We start from the raw sequence: 17,007 nt of genomic DNA on the forward strand, positions 1-17,007 counted from the left end.
GGTAGAGCACGACCTTGCCAAGGTCGGGGTCGCGAGTTCGAGTCTCGTTTCCCGCTCCAGTTTAAATACTGTGGCGTCTATGCGGTGCAGTGGTGGTGAAGGCTGTAAAGGCGCTTCACGCCGATAGTGGTAAAGCTTCAAATTGCGGGAATAGCTCAGTTGGTAGAGCACGACCTTGCCAAGGTCGGGGTCGCGAGTTCGAGTCTCGTTTCCCGCTCCAAATATCGATGTACAGAGTTCCACGGAAGTCTGTAAGTCGCTCAAAAAAAGACGCTTCGGCGTCTTTTTTCGTTTCAGTCAAAGCTATCAGGATCCATGGGTATCCCAGAAGCTCCCTCGAGCGCGCGCTGACCCGCAGCGTCAACTGGTATTTTTGCCAGTGGTGCATCTCATTGGCTTTATCTATGTTGGCCTTTAGTCAAAACGTAAAGGTCTGATCCATGGCTGCGTTCTTCAAGTACGTGCTTGTGGGCGTCTGCAACACTGCCATCCATGTAGCAGTATTCATCGCGATGCTGATGACTAGCAACAATCAGGCTGTGAGCAATCTGGTCGCCTTCATCATGGCGCTGTCATTTTCGTTTCTGGCCAATGCTAGGTTCACCTTCAAGGCCTCGGTGTCTCTGCCACGCTACCTGAGGTTTGTGGGTGGGATGGGCAGCCTCGCCGTGGCATTGGGCTATCTCGGCGACCGTTTGGATTGGCAGCCAATGTTCACGGTAACGCTGTTCTCTTTGCTCAGCTTGGTGCTGGGCTTCTTGTTCTCCCGTTGGGTCTTCATCGAGAAGCGCGGATGCATATTTCGCTGATCGTGCCGGTGTTCAATGAAGAGAAGGCGATCAGGCCGTTCTATGACGCGGTGCGCCGGGCGCTTGCCAATGAGGCTGATCAGGTCGAACTGATTTTCATCAATGACGGCAGCCAGGATGGAACTGAACGGCAGATTCGCCAACTGATCGCAGGGGACCCCGATGTTGCGCTGATCGACCTGTCACGTAACTTCGGCAAGGAGGCCGCGTTGTTCGCTGGGCTGGATCAGGCCAGCGGCGATGCAGTCATTCCAATCGACGTCGACCTGCAGGACCCGATCGAGGTCATTCCACAGCTGATCAAACAATGGCGGGCGGGTTTCGATGTCGTACTTGCCAAACGCCGTGATCGCTCATGTGACAGTTACTGGAAGCAATATACGGCGGCGATTTTCTACTTCCTGTTGAATCGCATATCGCAGATTCGTATCGAGGAGAATGTCGGTGACTTCCGCTTGCTTGACCGTCAAGTCGTGGACGTAATCAAGTCGATGCCCGAACAGCAACTTTTCATGAAAGGCATGCTGTCATGGCCAGGGTTCAGGACCGCAGTGGTCGAGTACGAGCGTTCCTCGCGAACGGCAGGAAGAAGCCGTTTCAACGGTTGGAAACTGTGGAACCTGGCTCTGGACGGGATCACCTCCTTCAGTACTGTGCCCTTGCGAATTTGGACGTATGTGGGAGGCACCATCGCCTTGCTCGCGCTGGCTTCAGCGGCCTGGCAGGTTATCGACAAATGGCTCTTCGGTAACCCGGTGCCGGGATATCCCTCGCTGATGACAGCCATCTTGTTTCTGGGTGGTGTGCAATTGATCGGCATTGGTGTATTGGGCGAGTACATTGGGCGAATTTATATGGAATCCAAGCACCGGCCGCGATATGTGGTCAAAGGTATGGCAGGGGGGCGCACGTCGCAGAAGGCTCGTCATCCTTTGAAGGAAGATTGATGATACGCCTAGAAATCGAGCGTAAATCCATTACCCACGGGTTAGCAGTCGTTTGCATTTTGCTCCTTGCGCTCGCGGTCAGGCTTTACCAGATTGAACTGCAGGTCGTCTGGTTCGATGAAGCCTACAGTGTGTGGCTGTCCAGAATGTCCCCAACGCAAGTCATCCTGTTTACCGCGCGCGATGTGCATCCCCCTTTGTACTACCTGATATTGCATGTCTGGATGGACTGTTTTGGTGATAGTGTTGTGGCCGTCCGTAGTCTGAGTGCTGTGACAGGTGTTGCCACTGTCGCCATGGGGATGCAGATTGCACATCAGTTTGCGTGCTGGCGTACTTGTGCAATGGCGGGTTTGCTCTTGGCGGTTTTCCCTATTGGGGTCTACTACAGCCAGGAAATCCGCATGTACTCGCTACTCGGCTTGCTCATGCTTTCGGCTCTGTATGCGGTACTGCTTTGGGGGCAGCAGCAGCGGCATCGATACTTGCTCGCTTATAGCCTGTTGATGGTCGCGGGATTGTACACACACTACTTTGCGGTACTGTGTGCATTATCCTTTTGGTTGTACGTACTGTTGGCCAGGGGGCAGAACGGGCGATTGCTCATCTGGTCGAGGCCTTGGTGGATCTACAACGTGGGGATTGCGTTGGCCTTTTTGCCCTGGCTACCCACATTGATCGAGCAGACCGGTCGCCCCAATCTGATAGCGTGGATAGCCGCAGCGACACCGATGACGGTGCCGTTTGCTTTTTTGCGAGCATTCGCATTAGACACCGACATGGCAGGCGCCAGTTTGCTGGCAGTGGCCTTTACATTGATTCTGCTTGCTAGCGCAACGCGCCTCTGGTGGCGGGACCTCGCATTGTCCCGACCCGGATCAATGCTCGTCATCTACTGTTTCATCCCGCTGCTGGTGACCTGGTTGGTTTCCTGGGTGAAACCATTGTTCATGGAGCGCTATTTGCTGTTTGCCTTGCTGGGCTTACCCATTCTGCTGGCCAGTGCACTGGCTGAACTCCGTCAGAGCTGGCGTGTGCTGTTACTGGTTCTTTGCGTGTTCTTCGAAGCGACAGGCATGGTAAATCTATACTGTCGGCAATTTAATCTGCGGGGCGGCAGTGAATGGGTCGACAACCGGCTCGACGCTGTCATGGCTCAAGTCAACTCACGATGGCTGCAAGGTGATGCACTGCTCGCCGATGACAGAGTCTGGTCATTGACTATTGATTTCTACAACAAGACTGGTACCGCACCGCTGGTCTACAAACCTTACTACACCGATCCTGCCACTGCATTGTATCCGCGCGTCGCACAACGGGTGGTCAATGACCCACGAACACTGGAGCACCGCTACAAAAGAGTCTGGTGGGTCACCAGCGGCCCTGTGACGGAGATCGAACGTACAATGATGCGGAACTGGGTCAGCCTGGCTGCGATCAGCAAAGGCGATTCGCGAGCACTACTGTTCGCGATGCCCGATCAATCGGCAAGCCGCGACTGAGCTATTCAGATGCCTGCGCCCGTTGCAGCCAAGTGCTTGAGTCATGCGCGCGGCAGAAAGGCTCAAACAGGTATTACATGTTTAGAGCTTCTGATCTCTGGGCCTCGATAGGTTGATTGCCCAATCATCCATCGGGCTTATGCCATGCAGACAGACCAAATAACGACTGCTCCTGACCCCCTTGTTCTAGCGCAAGCTTACCAAGACAACCTCATTGCCAAGCGCCTGCCAGGTTGGCTGAAGGCAGCGTCACAGCAGGAACTGCAGCAGCTGGGCGGGGCGATGCAGCGCAGCCTGGAGACGCGCCGCAACCTGTCCAAGCTAATGGCACGCATCCAAGGGATCGACACGTTTGCGACCTCGCTGCTGGAGTCGCAGATGCTGGTGCAGTTCGGGCATGAGTATCAGGTACGCCGTTGGGAGATGCTGGTGGGCAACCGGCAAGTGGTGATCAATACGGTACCCGTAGGCGCGCACCTTACCGAAGTGGAGTATGCGCCGATACCACTTGTGGAGGCAGCCCTGCGAAACTTCACTGAGGCAGAGTGTGCTTCGGATAGAACCCGGGAGGGCGCCCAGCCCAGGGGGAACCGCTTGCAGAACCGTCGACAGGGAAGTGTTACGCCCCCCAGTGCCGACCATTTTGCACGGTTCTGTCGTCAGGTGGATCTTGGCGGGCAATACCAGCGTCATCTGGACGCAGTGCTTCAGCCTGCTGCCGGTTTCGACGATTCCACAGGTGCTCCACGGTTATTGGCAGAGGCTCATCGAGAGGCGCTATTGGTCGACGCTTACCAGGCCAAGCTGAATGGACAACTCACGCAGGCCGAGCTTCACCTCATCGTAAGCCTTTGTGCCGACAATACGCTGGGGCGACTGAAGGGTGATCTTGTAGTCGCTAACCGTCTCCAGCTATTGGGCTTCACGATACAGCAGGTGGTGGTGCTTGCGGTCATGGATGAAGGCTTGCTTCGAAATACGATCAAGCGGGTGCTGGTGCATATTCCGGGCGATGGTCATGGTGCTTGGTGCGCCTTCGAAAGTTTGCGCACCTTCGCGAATGCCTTGGGCCGACGGTTGCGCGACCCTGGCTATCAACGGTTCTTCAGCCGCTTTGTACGACGACGCGACAGCCAGGCTTTCTTCGGCGAAATCATTCCGGCCTATTCAGACCTGGTGATGACGGCCAATTACGATCTGGATGAAGAGCTCGAGCCGTACCGAATGCCGCTGTTCAACACACTGGCGATGGCACGTATTGAACAGATCAAAGATGACGCGGCGATGATCGCCGTCCCTGTAGCGAAACTGGACCGGGAGGTCGAAGCTGCGCATAACCGGCGCCTGGCTGCAGAAGGGTGGACACTGCTGAATTTGGCGGGGCTGTTCGTACCCATCATTGGTGCGGGGTTGCTCGCGGTTACGGCGTGGAAGTTGCTGGGTGAGGTTTACCATGGCCTGGAAGCATGGCGCGAGGGTGATGATAACGAGGCGCTGCGCCACCTGATCAATGTAGGGGGCGATGTGGCAGCGGTAGCGGCGACCTCGGCGGGTCTCTTGTTGACGCGGCGCCTATGGCAAGGGGCGACGGTGGTGGACGAGCTGGTGCCTGCCCACCTTGAAGACGGTACTGTCAAACTGTGGAACCAGGACCTGTCATCGTTTCGTCGCGCGGCGCCGGGGGCAGGGGCCGTTCGCGATAGTCAGGGGATCTACCGCGCAGGGGAGCATGCATGGATCAAGCTCGATGATGGGTTCTACGCTGTTGCACAGCAGGCGTCGACGGGTGAGTGGAAGTTGGTTGCGCAGCATGGACATGCACCGTTGTTGTGCCACAACGGCGCCGGTGCCTGGCGCTTGTGGAGTGAGCAGCCTGCTCAATGGGACGATACCTTTGCGATGTTCCGGCGTTTGGGAGGTGATGCCCAAACACTGGAGGATGAACAGATAGCCCATGCCTTGGCCGCGCATGGTATGAGCGCGGATCACCTGCGCGCTGTGCATGTCTATGGTCAACGGGTAGATCCTGAGCTCATGGACACGGTATTGCGCATCAAGATCGACCAGCGAATTCAGGGCGCCATTCGTGATCTGCGGGAGGGTGCCCAGGTAGCCGATCAGGTGCTGGTGGAGCAGGCACAGCGCTTGTTGGAAAGCACCACACTCCATGGTGCTGACTTGGCCGATCGGATTTCGGTTCGCCGTCGTGAATTGTTCCAGCGCTTGTACGACGGTGCGCAGGAGAGCGATTCACCGGGCGTGGCGTTTCTTCGCCGGGCGTTCACACGTTTGCACGGGGCTGCAGCAAGAGGGTTGTTGCGTGCTGCCAGCGTGGCCGACCAGCGGTTGGTCGAGAGCGGCACCCGCATTGCTTTGCGATTGTCCGAGGCTGCGCGGTGTAGCGTGCAGCGTATCCGCGTTGCGCGGGTGATCGAAGCATATCTGATTGAATCTCCCCAGGATGCGGATACCGCACGCGTGGCGGTGGCGATGTTGAAACACCTACCCAACGCCGCCGCAGGGATTCGCTGGCGTTTGCTCGACGCCGGCAGTGGTGCCGATATCGTCTTGACGGAGGGTGAACTGGGCAGCCTGCCACGAGGCTTGCTTCACCGTGCCGGGAAGTTCCAGTTGCTGGATGACCAGGGTAATGCCATCGGCACTCCCGGCGAATTATTCGAAACCATGTCCGCTGCTTATAGCCTAGAGCAGCGGCAGCAACTGGGTATCGCAGACCCCTGCGCACACCATCTTCGGGTTTTGTTAGGCAGGCAGATTCAACTGCGGCGGCAGGAGGTCGAGAACCTGTTTGCACCACAGCACGATGCCAATGCCTGGTTCAAGCCTGTTCGTCGGTTGAGCGATGGACGTGTGGGTTACCCGCTGAGTGGGCGTGGAGCTGCTGGGAGCTCGCAAGGACCAAGGCCGCAAGCGTTGCTCGCCATGGTTCGTGCCTTGTACCCCTCGTTCACAGTGGCGCAGGCCGATGCCTGGCTAGCGGACATCCAGGCATCGGGCCTGAATCTTGAAGCAGAGCTTGACAGGCAGGGGAGGGAGTTGCAGTCATTGAGCACAGCGCTTTACCAGTGGCAGATGCAAACACCCATGGGAACTGAGCGCAGTGCCAGGCGCGCGTTCAGGGAGGCGTTGCGGGGGTGCTGGCAGCGACGTATTACCTTCTCCAGATCAGCGAGTGATCAGAGCCAGAGCTACCGCTGGGCTGTTTTGAATTTGTCCTTGCCAACACTACCCGAGCTACCCGCCAGGGTCAGTTTCAACCACGTCACCGAGTTGGCGTTGTTCGAGTTGGGGCTGACGTCGTTGCCAGAGCGGTTTATAGAGGCATTCCCACATTTGCGAACATTGGAACTGCCTGGTAATCAATTGACGCGGTTGCCGTCTTCTCTGATGCAGATCAGGTCTTTGCGTAGCCTGGACGCGTTTGGTAACCACATTACCTTGGATGCTGGGCAGGCGACGATTTTGTCGTGCTGCGAATCGTTAGAATATATCAACCTGTCTTACAACCCGTTAGGGCGTGTTTTTTCTGTCAGTGGCTTGAGCCGGTTGCGCCATCTGCATATGCGCAGTACCGGCATCAACGATTTCCCAAATGCGCTGGCGATTCGCCCCGATCTGATGCTCGCAGATTTTCGTGATAATCAGATAGCGGCAATACCTGAAGCATTCTACCGGGCTCCCGGCTGGGTTCGGCGTAGCATCCTGGTTCGAGGCAACCCGTTGGCCGAGGTGGAGCTTCAGCGCTGGGACGCTTCGCTGGGGCCCTTAGGTACCTTGCAAGAGGCGTTGACGGTTCAACCCTCTGACGCGAGGCGGCAATGGCTGGATGCTTGCCAACGGGCGCGACGCGGCGAGTTCTCGCTCAGGTGGGACAGCTTGCAAAGCGACCCTGATACCAGTGCGTTTTTGGCCGTGCTCACGACACTTTTGCGCTCAGCGGAGTTTCAGCGCGCGCCCCAGGCATTGGCTGACCGGGTATGTACCATGGTTGAGGCCATGGCTGAATGGTCCAGCCTGCGGGAGGAGGTGCTCTCTGAGGTGACTGAGGTCAATTGCCAGGACGATGCGGCGCTGTGCTTCAGTAATCTGGAGGTGCGCATGTTGGTATGGCAGGCGCAGCAGCGTTCTGACCATCCGGCGGATGGCTTGTTGCACCTGGGAAGGCAGCTGTGGCGCCTGGAGCAGGTTGACCGCATTGCCCTGGAAGACATCCGGGCAAGGCGTGAGGCAGGCGGTAACCCGGACGAAGTCGAGGTGGGTTTAGCCTATCGGCTGTCGTTGCGTGATGCGCTGGACCTGCCTGCGCAACCCAGCGACATGCTGTTTGGTGAGATTTCAGGTGTAGACGAACGAAGAACGGCGGCTGCACTGGCGCAGGTCCAGGACGCTGAATCTCCAGCAAGCGTTGCGACCTCGATGGTGGAGAGAGCCTTCTGGCAGCGCTATTTACAGCGTACGCAGGGGGACCGGCTGGAAGCGCTTGATGCACCTTTCCACAGCCGCCTGGGGGCACTGATGGATGAACGCAACGTTTTGGACGGTGAGCGCTTGGAAGAGATGAACCGCGTTCGCGACGAGCGTGAGGCTGCACGGCGTCAGCTGATGTGGGCGTTGACCGTGCCAATGCTGGAAGAGGATGGCGCCCAGCGTGAGGCGGACAATGTCGAGCTGCCGCAGTCATCCGGGGCGTCTGCAAGTTGACGGGGGAGGAGCGGGTGGCCGATGCCAGCCCGCTCCGGATCGAGAAATGAACAAAGCGACTTGCGTTCGATTCTTCACGCCTGTTTCTCTTTGCCCTCACTGGCAGTCGGTCGTGCAAGGGGCCAGACCTGCCCCTTGCACCCATGATCCTGGCCCGTCCTACTTGTAATAGATCGTGAAGTTGAGTGCACTTTTGGCGGGGCCGCTCGTAACCTGGGGCGCCACTTGGTAGTAGCGGGCATTGAAGTCTATGCGCATGTCTCCGGGGGTGATCGCGCTTACGTCCAGCTCCTCGCCAAGCTTGGCAGGTGTCACCCCGTCGGCGCGCAGTATTTGCACGCCCAGGCCGGAGGCGTTGCCAACTTCGGGTATGAGGCTGAACAGGCCCTTGTCGGCATCGATCACGGTCGCGCCCTTGGTAACGTCCAGCTGAATGTGCACCCGTGCCATGCCACTGTCGTCAGCGCATTGGTTGAGGTTGATGTGGAACGGGATTGCAGGGGTGGTCGAGCCTTCGCCGCTAAAGCTGCTCAGCTCGTGGTGTTTGAGGTCTACCGGGTCGGCGCTGACCGGGTTGGCCCCCAACGAGCACTGCGCCTGCGTCACGGTGCCATGCAAATTGGCCTTGAGCACGCTGCCAACGCCGGTGAAATTGCCGGTGAACAGCTCCTGGCCGGCAAAGCTGTGCGGCCCCGGCGGTATTTCGCCAGTTTTGATCACGGTGATGTAGGTGTCCAGATAGGTGGTGGTGATGGCCAGCCCGGACGGCCTGTCCTGGTAGCCAGAGTAGGGGACGGAAACCGGGGTCCGTGGTATCCAATAGTTGTCCCATCCGCCCTCGTACGGTGCCCCCAGGCGCACATGTATGCCGACGCCGGGTATGTTGGTTTCGAGCACGCGGTCGGTTTCGACACCGCTGATGGGTGGCAACGGGCCGGGGAAGATGCTTGCTGTGTTCGGCAGGTTCACGTCGGCACGGTCGCCCGCGACAGCCACCGGGCAGAGGAGTTTATGGCCTGTGTCGTTGGGCGTCGACATTCTACTGGCGGTTCGGATGACGCTACCCACAGGCGCATCGCGCGGTACCCAAAGGTTACCCAGTTGAATGTTGTACAGCAGTTGCCCGCTGGGGAGGCCGCCGTCCCATCTGCAGAGTGCAAGTGCGTTGCTGCTGGCCAACAAGGCTGTCAATGCCAGGGGCAGGATCGCGCGTCGGATGAATGAAGCGTTCATGGGGATAGGTTCCGGTGCCGGGTGAGCTAGGTCAGGGGGGTGGGGCAAGTCAGCGTCTGTTGGTGATAGCCCTGCGCTTGGTCCATCTGCGCGGGCTCGATCTGCAACTGGCAATGCTCATCGCTGGCTTCACCCCAGCGCACGTGTAGCGTCTGAGCTTTGTCGTCGACCGCCAGCAAGGCCTGGCCGGCCTGGCCGACCACCCCTAGCGACGTGCCGGTGGCGTCGTTGACCTGGGTGCCGAAAGGCAATGGCTGGCCATCGGCCCGGAGCAGGGTGAGGATCAGCCGGCTGACCTTGCGTGCCTGGAATTCGGCAAGCACGATGGCGCCGCGGCGCGGTGTCAGGTGCTGGGCGCCGTTGTCGATCTGCACCTGTGGGCCGAGGTCGTCGGTGTTCAGTTCGAGCGAGTTGTAACGGTACGGCCGAAGGTAAGGCACCAGCATGTGGCCGCTGTTGTCGCTGAGGCTGCCAGGGGCATTTTTCACGCCGACTCCGGCGATTTCGGGGACGTGTACCAGGGCATTGGTTTCGCCCAGGTAGCGGCCACTGGTCAAGCCGCCTTCATGCAGCAGCAGGCTGCCGCTGGCGTTGAGCGACAGCGCACGGTAATCGTCGCTTTGCGTGTAGCCCGCGCCCACGCTGGCCCTGGCTCCCTGGTAGCCAACCGACAGGGCGGAAGTCTGGGTGCGCCGTTCGTCCCGGCTGGTCGAGGCGACATAATTCAGGCGATGGTCCATGGCGCTGCTGGAAAGGCTGGCGCGCTGGCTGTGCGCGCCGTTGCGTGACTGCAGGTCGAGGTTGGCGCTGGAGGCGCTGCCGAAGCCCAGCGGCAACGACACGCTCAGGCCGAACATGCGGTCGTTCTGGCTCTGATCGTTCAGGGACTGGGAGGCGTACAGGTTGTAGGTGACATTGTGCAGGTTGGTGCTGAACTGCAACTGGTACTGGCGAAACTGTTTCTTGCTTTGCCAGTAGTCGTCTTGGGTCATGGTGAAGCTCAATGAGCTGCTTTTCCACAGGCGCTGGTGCACAGAGGCCTCCAGGCGGCTGCGGCGGCTGCCGTGGTAGGCGCTGTAGGCATTGCGTTCGCGTACGGCCTCATCGTAGTCACGGTAGTCTTCGGTGGAGTAGCGATAGCCGGCGAAGCGCAAGTTGGTGCCGGTGTCGAAGGCTTTACCGTAGCGTGCGGCGAAGCTGTGCCCGTGAACCTTGCCCAGTGTGCTGCCCAGGTCGCTCTGGGCACTGGTCAAATCGAAGGACAGGGCGCCGATGGTGCCCAGGTCGCGGGCGACGCCCAGGGTGCCGGCGCGGTAGTAGTCGCCCCCTTGTACGCCACCATACAGGGTGGTGTTCCAGGCGCCGCCACGGGCCAGTGTCGCTTGCCACAGCAGCGGTGAGTCGAGGTTTTCGGCGCCGTTGTAGCGGCCCAGCGTGGCGCTGTAGCGCCACACGCCTTCACGCAGCAGGTTGCTCAGGCTGGAATAGGGCTGGATGAAGCGCCTGACCTGGCCGTCCGCTTCGGTCAGGACGATTTCCAGTTCGCCGCTGCCGCTGCCCACGGCGAGGTCGTCGATTTCATAAGGGCCTGGCGCGACATAGGTGCTGTAGATGGGGTAACCGTTGTGCAGCACTTCGAGCTTGGCCCGGGTCTGCGCTACGCCACGGATGATGGGCGCGTAGTTTTGCATCACATCGGGCAGCATGCCCAGGTCGGAGGCCAGTTGTATGCCCTTGAAGGGCAGGCTGCGGAACACCTCGCCGTTGCTGCCGGTTTCACCCAGCGTGAGGGTACCGAAGCTGCCGGGCAGGTCGCGCTGGGCGTAGGTGTTGGTGTGGCTCCAGCGCCGGCTGCCGTGTTCGTCCTCGCGCAGCGACTGGCTGCTGCGCAGGCGCCAGGGGCCTAGGTTGAGGCCGCTGTTGAGGTACAGGTCCTGGCTGCTCGTACTGCCACCGTAGGCCTGCCTGCGCATTTGCGCCGAGGCCTGGTAGTTGATGAAGGCGGCATTGATGCCATAGTCCCACTGCTCGGCGCTGGGCATGCGCGCCGTATCCCTGCTGAGGAAAATTTGAGGGATGGACAGCTCCAGGCGCAGGCGCCGGCTGTCGAGCTTGGCGGTGGCGCCGGGGGCGATGGTTTCGAGGTCGAGGCAGCGGTCGTCGTCGGGCAAAGGTTGCGCCAGGCTTTGTTCGCGCAGGCCGGCCTGGCGCAGCAGGGCGGCGCTCAGGCAGGGTTGCAGGGTGTGCTGGCTGTCGGTGCTTTGCAGCAGCACCTCGTGCTCGGCGAGAAACGCCAGGTTGACCCAGACTTGCAGGCGATAGCGGCCGGCGGCGAGTGGGGTTTCGGCAGCCAGGGATTTCAAGGCCAAGGCGCCGGCTTCGGCAGGCTGGTCGGGGGCCTGGCGCATGAAGCTGGCGTCGAATTGATTGGGTTGAGACTCGGCAGCAGCGGTGCGTGGCAAAAGTTGCCACGGAACAATTGCGCTCGAGGTCATCATGGAAAACAGACACACCCTTAAAGGATGATGCTTTGGCCATTGTGTTCGTGGCACGGCGGAAGTCCTCATCCAATGCCCGGCGATGGAGAGCGTAGGGTTGGAGACAGGCGGTTTATCAATACTCGCTTGCGGATTGCAGGCGAGTTCCATAGGGCTGGCGGGTGAGGAGGATAAAAGTGAATGGCCTAGCGGGGTGTAGGATTAGTCTTGAGATATGAGGGGATTTGGCCGCAATAAAAAAACCCCATGATGTACATGGGGTTTTGTAGGTTTAGTGTGAACTGCGGCTCAATATTATTTGTTGCTCCCTAAATTCATATGCCCTGGGTCTGTATCGGTACCCGTTGCTCGTAAGTGTCCAGTCGCCGCGTAGAAGTCTTGCGTTTGATGTCGGAGGCGGCGGTGGAGTTGGAACTCGATTAGGTACGGGCTGATCCAAACTAGTGCGTTGACTTGAAAGAGAATAGTCTGGTTGAGGCTCCCCAATCGGCTGGGGTGGAGGTGGGTTTCGAGGTGAATTGTCTAGACTATTGTGTACACTGGTTCTAGGTGAGTTCTGTGGTATGTTTTGTGGTGTGTTCTGTGGTGTGTTCTGTGGTGTGTTATGTATCGAGTTTCGCGGAGTGTTAATTGGTGGCTCACCAGAAGGATCTGACACACTAAGCTTACCCCCTTGCGCTCCAGCTTTGCGGGCATTCCACATCTTCCATCCCCCCCTCAGGACCGCCCCCGTGCCAGCTGTTATGAGGAGTGACCCCAAGCCCATCATGATGCCCGAAACGACTTCATTTTCCACCTTGGTAGCCCACACCGTTGCGCCGATGCCGGCCCCCACCGCCATAACGCCACCCACCACCGCAATTGTCGCGGGAAGGGCGCCAGCGACCGCCCCGAGTAACATGCCCACAATAGAACCGATTGTAAGCCCAAGTATTTGCCACAAGCCTGGTCCTTTAGGCTCTTCTACCGGGTCGATATAGGGCGGCTTTGGATCTCGACTCGGTATCGGCGATGACCTGTGGCCGGTCGGGTCGCGCCAGTTCACCGGGTTGCCCAGGGCATACAGGTAAGGGTTTACCCCAACGTCTTCCTGAGCCAGCGAATCGGGGCTGTGGAAGCGCATCAGCCCGGGGTTGTAGGCACGGTAGCCCCGTCCCAGCAGGTACCAATCAAGTTGCTGTTCGCGTATTTCCCCATTGAAACCCAGCAGGCTCCGCAGCGTGTCATCATCACCGCGTTCGCCATACAGGTTGAAGTGCGCCTCGCTGACCCCGGCAGCGCCGTATTCGGCAGTGACCGAAGCTGCGTTGTCGGTCAGCAGCAGGCGTGTGTCCTGCTTATTGGCCGAGTTCTGCAGCCCAAGCGGATGCGTGTCGCCATGCAGGTAGTTGATCTGCTCATCGCCCTGGCTCACGGTGCTCAGGCGGTAGCCTTCGTAGCGGCGCAGTTGCTCGGCTTGTTGATCGTAGGTCACGCCCACCAGATGGTCATGCCCATCGTAGCGATAACGCGTGAGCACGGTATTGCCATCCTTGCTGCTCACCTGTTGCAGACGACCATGGTCATCGTAGGTCAGCTGGCGTCCCCATTCATCGTTGTTCTGGTTGCCGTCAGGGTCATAGGTGAAGGTCTGGGCCAGCGGGTAGTCCGGCGCCAAGGTGTGGGTCAGCTCGCGCAACTGGAACATGTCATGCAGGTCGTTCGCGCTCGCGGCGCCATAAACAAACTTGGCGGCATCCGTTGCGCCGTCATGGAAGGCGGTCTGGCAGCGAGTCAGGTTGTTGAAGTCGTCGAAGCGGAAAATCTGGCCTTTGATGGAGCGCCCGGCCCGGTTACGCGGCAGGTAGTCTTCGGCATCGCTCGCGTTCTCGAGGGTATAGTCTACGGTGCTCAGCCGGTTCAGTTGGTCATAGCTGAACGTTTCGACCAAGCGCTTCTCGCCGTCTCGCAGCGTGGCCCGGCTATGCAGCAGGTCGTCGTCTCGCCACACCATTTTTACCGTTCGCGTGCTGCCGTCATCCAGCGCCACAGTGCGTTCGCACTCACGGCCCAGGTCGTCATAAAGGACGGTGCTGACGCACTGCCGCTTACTGACGCTGTCAACGGTGGTGGTGGTGTGCAGGCGACCATCCAGGTCGTAGGTGAACGTTGCGCCAAGATCGCCTTGCGTCGATGTTTGCAGCTGCCCTTTGTCGTTATAGCTGTACCGGGTGATGGTGAGGGGGGCGTCGCTGCTCTTGCGTTCGATTGGGCGGCCTAGCAGCGATGCAGTGTGCGTGATGGTGTAGTTCTCACCCGATTGTTTATCCGTCCAGGTTTCCTTGCTCAGGTACCCCTGGTCGGTATAGGCATAGTGCCGTGTGCCAGCGCCATTGTCTGCCAACGTGATTTCCGCATCGGGCCTGGCGTAACCGAAGGTGGTTTCGCCGTTGGCGGCCTTTGCGCCCTTGAGGGTGATCGAGGTGGGTTGCCCGGTCAGTTCGGGGGTGTAGGTATACTTGAACGTGCGTCCCGAAGGCTTGTCATGTTCGTCGATCAGCGTTGTCTGGCCTTGATAGCGGAACGTCTCGGTCCGGTTGCCGACGGTCAGGCTGGTGAGCCGTTCCAGGCTATCGAATGCCCGCTTGCAGATAATCGTGCTTTCCCCGTCTGCTGGTGTCAGTTCCAGTTCGGTGGTCAGCTCAGCGACGCTGTGGCTGGCGAAGCGGCGTCGCAGCACGCTGCGGTCAGGGCGTGTGGTGCTGGTCATGCGGCTCAACACGTCATAGCCGAACTGGGTGGTCTGCTCCAGCGTTTTATCGGGGAACAGTGGGTCACGCAGTTGCTGGACCTCGCGTACGCAGCGGCCGGCCCCGTCGTAATAGTAGCGCTTGCTGCCCACCAGTATGCCATCGAGGTCCAGTCGGCTGTCGCTGAGGGGTTTGTCGAAACGGTTGAATTCGGTGCTGGTAAACTGGCGGCGCTTGCGTGGCCTGGCGTCCTCCGCGCGCTCTTGCCACTGCTGTACGATGAACCCTTCCTTGCCGAAGGGGGAGCGCTCGGTGCACGCCACGACACCGTCCGGCAGCAGGCTGGTGACACGGTTGCCCCAGCCGTCATAGGTAAACTGGCTGGTCAGTGTGAGTGTTTCGCTTTCCAGGTAGTCGTAAGTGATTTCCGACTCGACCCGGCCTGCGCTGTCGTACTGCGTGGTCTGCACATCGCGCCAGTTGCGCTGGGCGGTTTGCTCATCCAGGGTTTCCCGCTCTTCCCGGATGGGGCGGTTGTAGCCATCGAACCAGGTCCGCGTGACCACGCCGTTGACATCTTTCGCTGTTTCGTTCGCTTGCCCGCCCAGCGTGTAGGTGCGTTCCCGGGTCGCGGCGTGGGCGGTGCCGGGGGCGACGGTCTCGGAAATCAAACGTTTGAGCATATCGTAACGGAAGTGGATTTCGACCCTGTCGGCATCCTGGGTGCGACACACCAGGCCGTTATGGATGGACGTCGCGCTGGCCGTCACCCGCTCTGCCAGGTCATGCCCCTTGAAGGTCTCGCGCACCTGCAGCAAGGTCTTCTTCTGGTTGTCGTCTTCGACCAGCGAATGGAAGAAGGTCAATGTCGAGGTCTTGTCCTTGCTGGCATCGCTCGCGTGCTTGAGTGTGTTGGTCTCCTGATCCAGGCGGCCATGCAGGAACTTACCGTCTGTGGCTTCCGTGAAGAACCGGCGCGTGGTGCTGTGCAGGAGTTGCTCCTGGTCGCCGTCCACCTGCAGCGCGTCTTCCTTATGGGCGACCACGTAGCCCATGGCCCCTTTGGCACTGCTCAATGCCGCAATGTGCTGGTAACGGTAACGGGTTCGCAGGGTAGCCGCCGAGCCTTCGCCATCGGCGGCCGGGTACACGGTGCTGGTCTTGCGGCTGCGGGTGAACAGCTGCGGGTCGGGCGGGCAATCGTCGCCATTGTCGGTAGGCGGGTAGTAGGTATGCCGGGTATAGACCGTGGTGGCAAGGGTGGCGTCCTCGTCGATCTCAGCGCCCCTGTACACCGGCGCTGTGGCTTTGGATTCCAGGGCCAGGTTGCCATGCTCGTCGTAGTAGGTGATGACCACTTCTTCACGCAGCCGGCTGACATCCTCCTTGATCTTCCAGCGCTTGAGCTGATGCTTGGGCATCTGGAAGTAGTTCGGCTGCAGCTTGAACTCCTCGTTGGTCTCGTGGTAGACGGTCTCGAGCTCATGCAGGCAGGTTTCGCGCCGGGGCTGCGTGGCGCCTTCGTCGTAGACCTCGTGGACCTGCTCGGTCACTTGCCGGGTCAGCAGGTGGAAGCGGTTGAAGCTGCGAGTGATGGTGCGCAGAGGGGTAGCGTCAGCCAGGTAAGTCGCGGTCGAACCGTAGCTGAAATCGGTGCCAGTGAACTCGTAAAGGTTGTCCTCGCCGTTGTCGCGCCACGTGATGCCGCTGCCCCTGCCAAGGAAGTTGTTGCTGGTGTAAGCGTAGGTGGTGACCATGTCGGGCTGCTCGGCACCAGGCTTGATGGTGTGCTTGGTCACCCGGGGCAGCGCGTCACGCACGTCGCCGGGGAAGAGGTGGCCGTCATCGTTGTACTCGATGGTCTCGACGCCGCCGACCGGGCTACGCACTTTTGTCAGGCAGACCACCTCACGCACCTTGTCGTAATCGAGCCCCCAGCTGGCCTTGTCGTCGCTGGGCAGGACAATGGTATGGGGCAGGCGCACCGCCGGGCTGAAGCGGCGGTCGTATTCCAGGGTGTAACGGGCCAGTGGGGTAAAGCCGGGACCGGATTCCGGGTGCAAATCGACGGTGATTAGGTCGTCGGTGTAGGTGATGGCCAGCAGCTTGAGCCCGGTGTCGTCCTCGATGCCGACCAGGCATGGGGCCTTCTGGAAAATGTTGTAGCTCAGGGTGATGCCATGGCCCGAAGGCGCCTCGACCCGGGTGGGCACGGCGATAAGATTGTCGCTGGGGCCTTTCAATTCGAGCAGTTCGACCAGGCCGGCCTTGTGCTCGACGCGATAGCCCGCGCCGTGATCATGGAAGTGGAAGCTGCGCAGCTTGCGCTCTTTGAACACCTTGCCGGTGCCGTCGCTGGCATCGCTGCCGGTGACCTTGAAGCTTTCACCGGTGTGCAGGTGCAACAGATTGGTGCCGGGGTCGTATTGGGTGAGGTTGAGGGTCCAGCCCATGCCAAAGCCCGAGTCCTGGGTGTTCATCGGGTTGAAACCGATGTGCAGAGGCAGCGAAGGGCCACTGAGGTTATTGGCGACCAGCTCCGGCAACTCGATGCCCAGGGTGTACTG

At 59.7% G+C, this 17,007-nt stretch carries 7 protein-coding genes and 1 tRNA gene; 5 read left to right on the forward strand and 3 right to left on the reverse strand.

What is annotated here, in order from left to right:
• Nucleotides 1-144: 144 nt before the first annotated feature.
• The 5 genes from E8E68_RS10095 (at nucleotide 145) to E8E68_RS10115 (ending at nucleotide 7,980) form a co-directional block, all read left to right on the forward strand.
• A tRNA-Gly gene (locus E8E68_RS10095) sits at nucleotides 145-220 on the forward strand.
• Between the two features lie 220 nt (nucleotides 221-440).
• Nucleotides 441-809, forward strand: coding sequence for a GtrA family protein (locus tag E8E68_RS10100; protein WP_280340977.1), 369 nt, complete (start codon nucleotides 441-443; stop codon nucleotides 807-809).
• Entirely contained in the window at nucleotides 794-1,756 is a 963-nt protein-coding gene (locus E8E68_RS10105; protein ID WP_266032805.1) for a glycosyltransferase family 2 protein, read from the forward strand. Before E8E68_RS10100 ends, E8E68_RS10105 begins: the two co-directional genes overlap by 16 nt.
• Complete coding sequence (locus E8E68_RS10110; protein WP_280340985.1) at nucleotides 1,756-3,258, forward strand: glycosyltransferase family 39 protein; 1,503 nt, start codon at nucleotides 1,756-1,758, stop codon at nucleotides 3,256-3,258. Before E8E68_RS10105 ends, E8E68_RS10110 begins: the two co-directional genes overlap by 1 nt.
• A gap of 144 nt (nucleotides 3,259-3,402) precedes the next feature.
• Nucleotides 3,403-7,980 carry an NEL-type E3 ubiquitin ligase domain-containing protein gene (locus tag E8E68_RS10115; RefSeq protein ID WP_280340987.1) on the forward strand — a complete coding sequence of 1,526 codons (4,578 nt, stop codon included), beginning with the start codon at nucleotides 3,403-3,405 and terminating at the stop codon, nucleotides 7,978-7,980.
• 159 nt (nucleotides 7,981-8,139) lie between these two features.
• Here E8E68_RS10115 and E8E68_RS10120 read toward each other — a convergent pair whose 3' ends face one another.
• The 3 genes from E8E68_RS10120 to E8E68_RS10130 form a co-directional block, all read right to left on the reverse strand.
• A complete protein-coding gene (locus E8E68_RS10120) occupies nucleotides 8,140-9,213 on the reverse strand; it encodes a fimbrial protein (protein WP_266032814.1) in 1,074 nt (357 codons plus the stop codon).
• 26 nt (nucleotides 9,214-9,239) lie between these two features.
• The gene (locus E8E68_RS10125) at nucleotides 9,240-11,711 is read right to left on the reverse strand and encodes a fimbria/pilus outer membrane usher protein (protein WP_266032818.1); all 2,472 of its coding nucleotides are present in this window, start codon (nucleotides 11,709-11,711) and stop codon (nucleotides 9,240-9,242) included.
• A gap of 271 nt (nucleotides 11,712-11,982) precedes the next feature.
• On the reverse strand, nucleotides 11,983-17,007 hold a 5,025-nt coding region (locus E8E68_RS10130), incomplete at its 5' end, for an RHS repeat-associated core domain-containing protein (RefSeq protein ID WP_280340991.1).

Origin of the sequence: Pseudomonas sp. BN607 (assembly GCF_029871175.1) — a bacterium.
Lineage (GTDB): Bacteria > Pseudomonadota > Gammaproteobacteria > Pseudomonadales > Pseudomonadaceae > Aquipseudomonas.

Bases quoted from the DNA above. Each gene is read 5' to 3' on its own strand.
- E8E68_RS10110 (WP_280340985.1), top strand. From the start codon at position 1,756: ATGATACGCCTAGAAATCGAGCGTAAATCCATTACCCACGGGTTAGCA.
- E8E68_RS10125 (WP_266032818.1), bottom strand. From the start codon at position 11,711: ATGATGACCTCGAGCGCAATTGTTCCGTGGCAACTTTTGCCACGCACC.
- E8E68_RS10120 (WP_266032814.1), bottom strand. From the start codon at position 9,213: ATGAACGCTTCATTCATCCGACGCGCGATCCTGCCCCTGGCATTGACA.
- E8E68_RS10105 (WP_266032805.1), top strand. From the start codon at position 794: ATGCATATTTCGCTGATCGTGCCGGTGTTCAATGAAGAGAAGGCGATC.
- E8E68_RS10100 (WP_280340977.1), top strand. From the start codon at position 441: ATGGCTGCGTTCTTCAAGTACGTGCTTGTGGGCGTCTGCAACACTGCC.
- E8E68_RS10115 (WP_280340987.1), top strand. From the start codon at position 3,403: ATGCAGACAGACCAAATAACGACTGCTCCTGACCCCCTTGTTCTAGCG.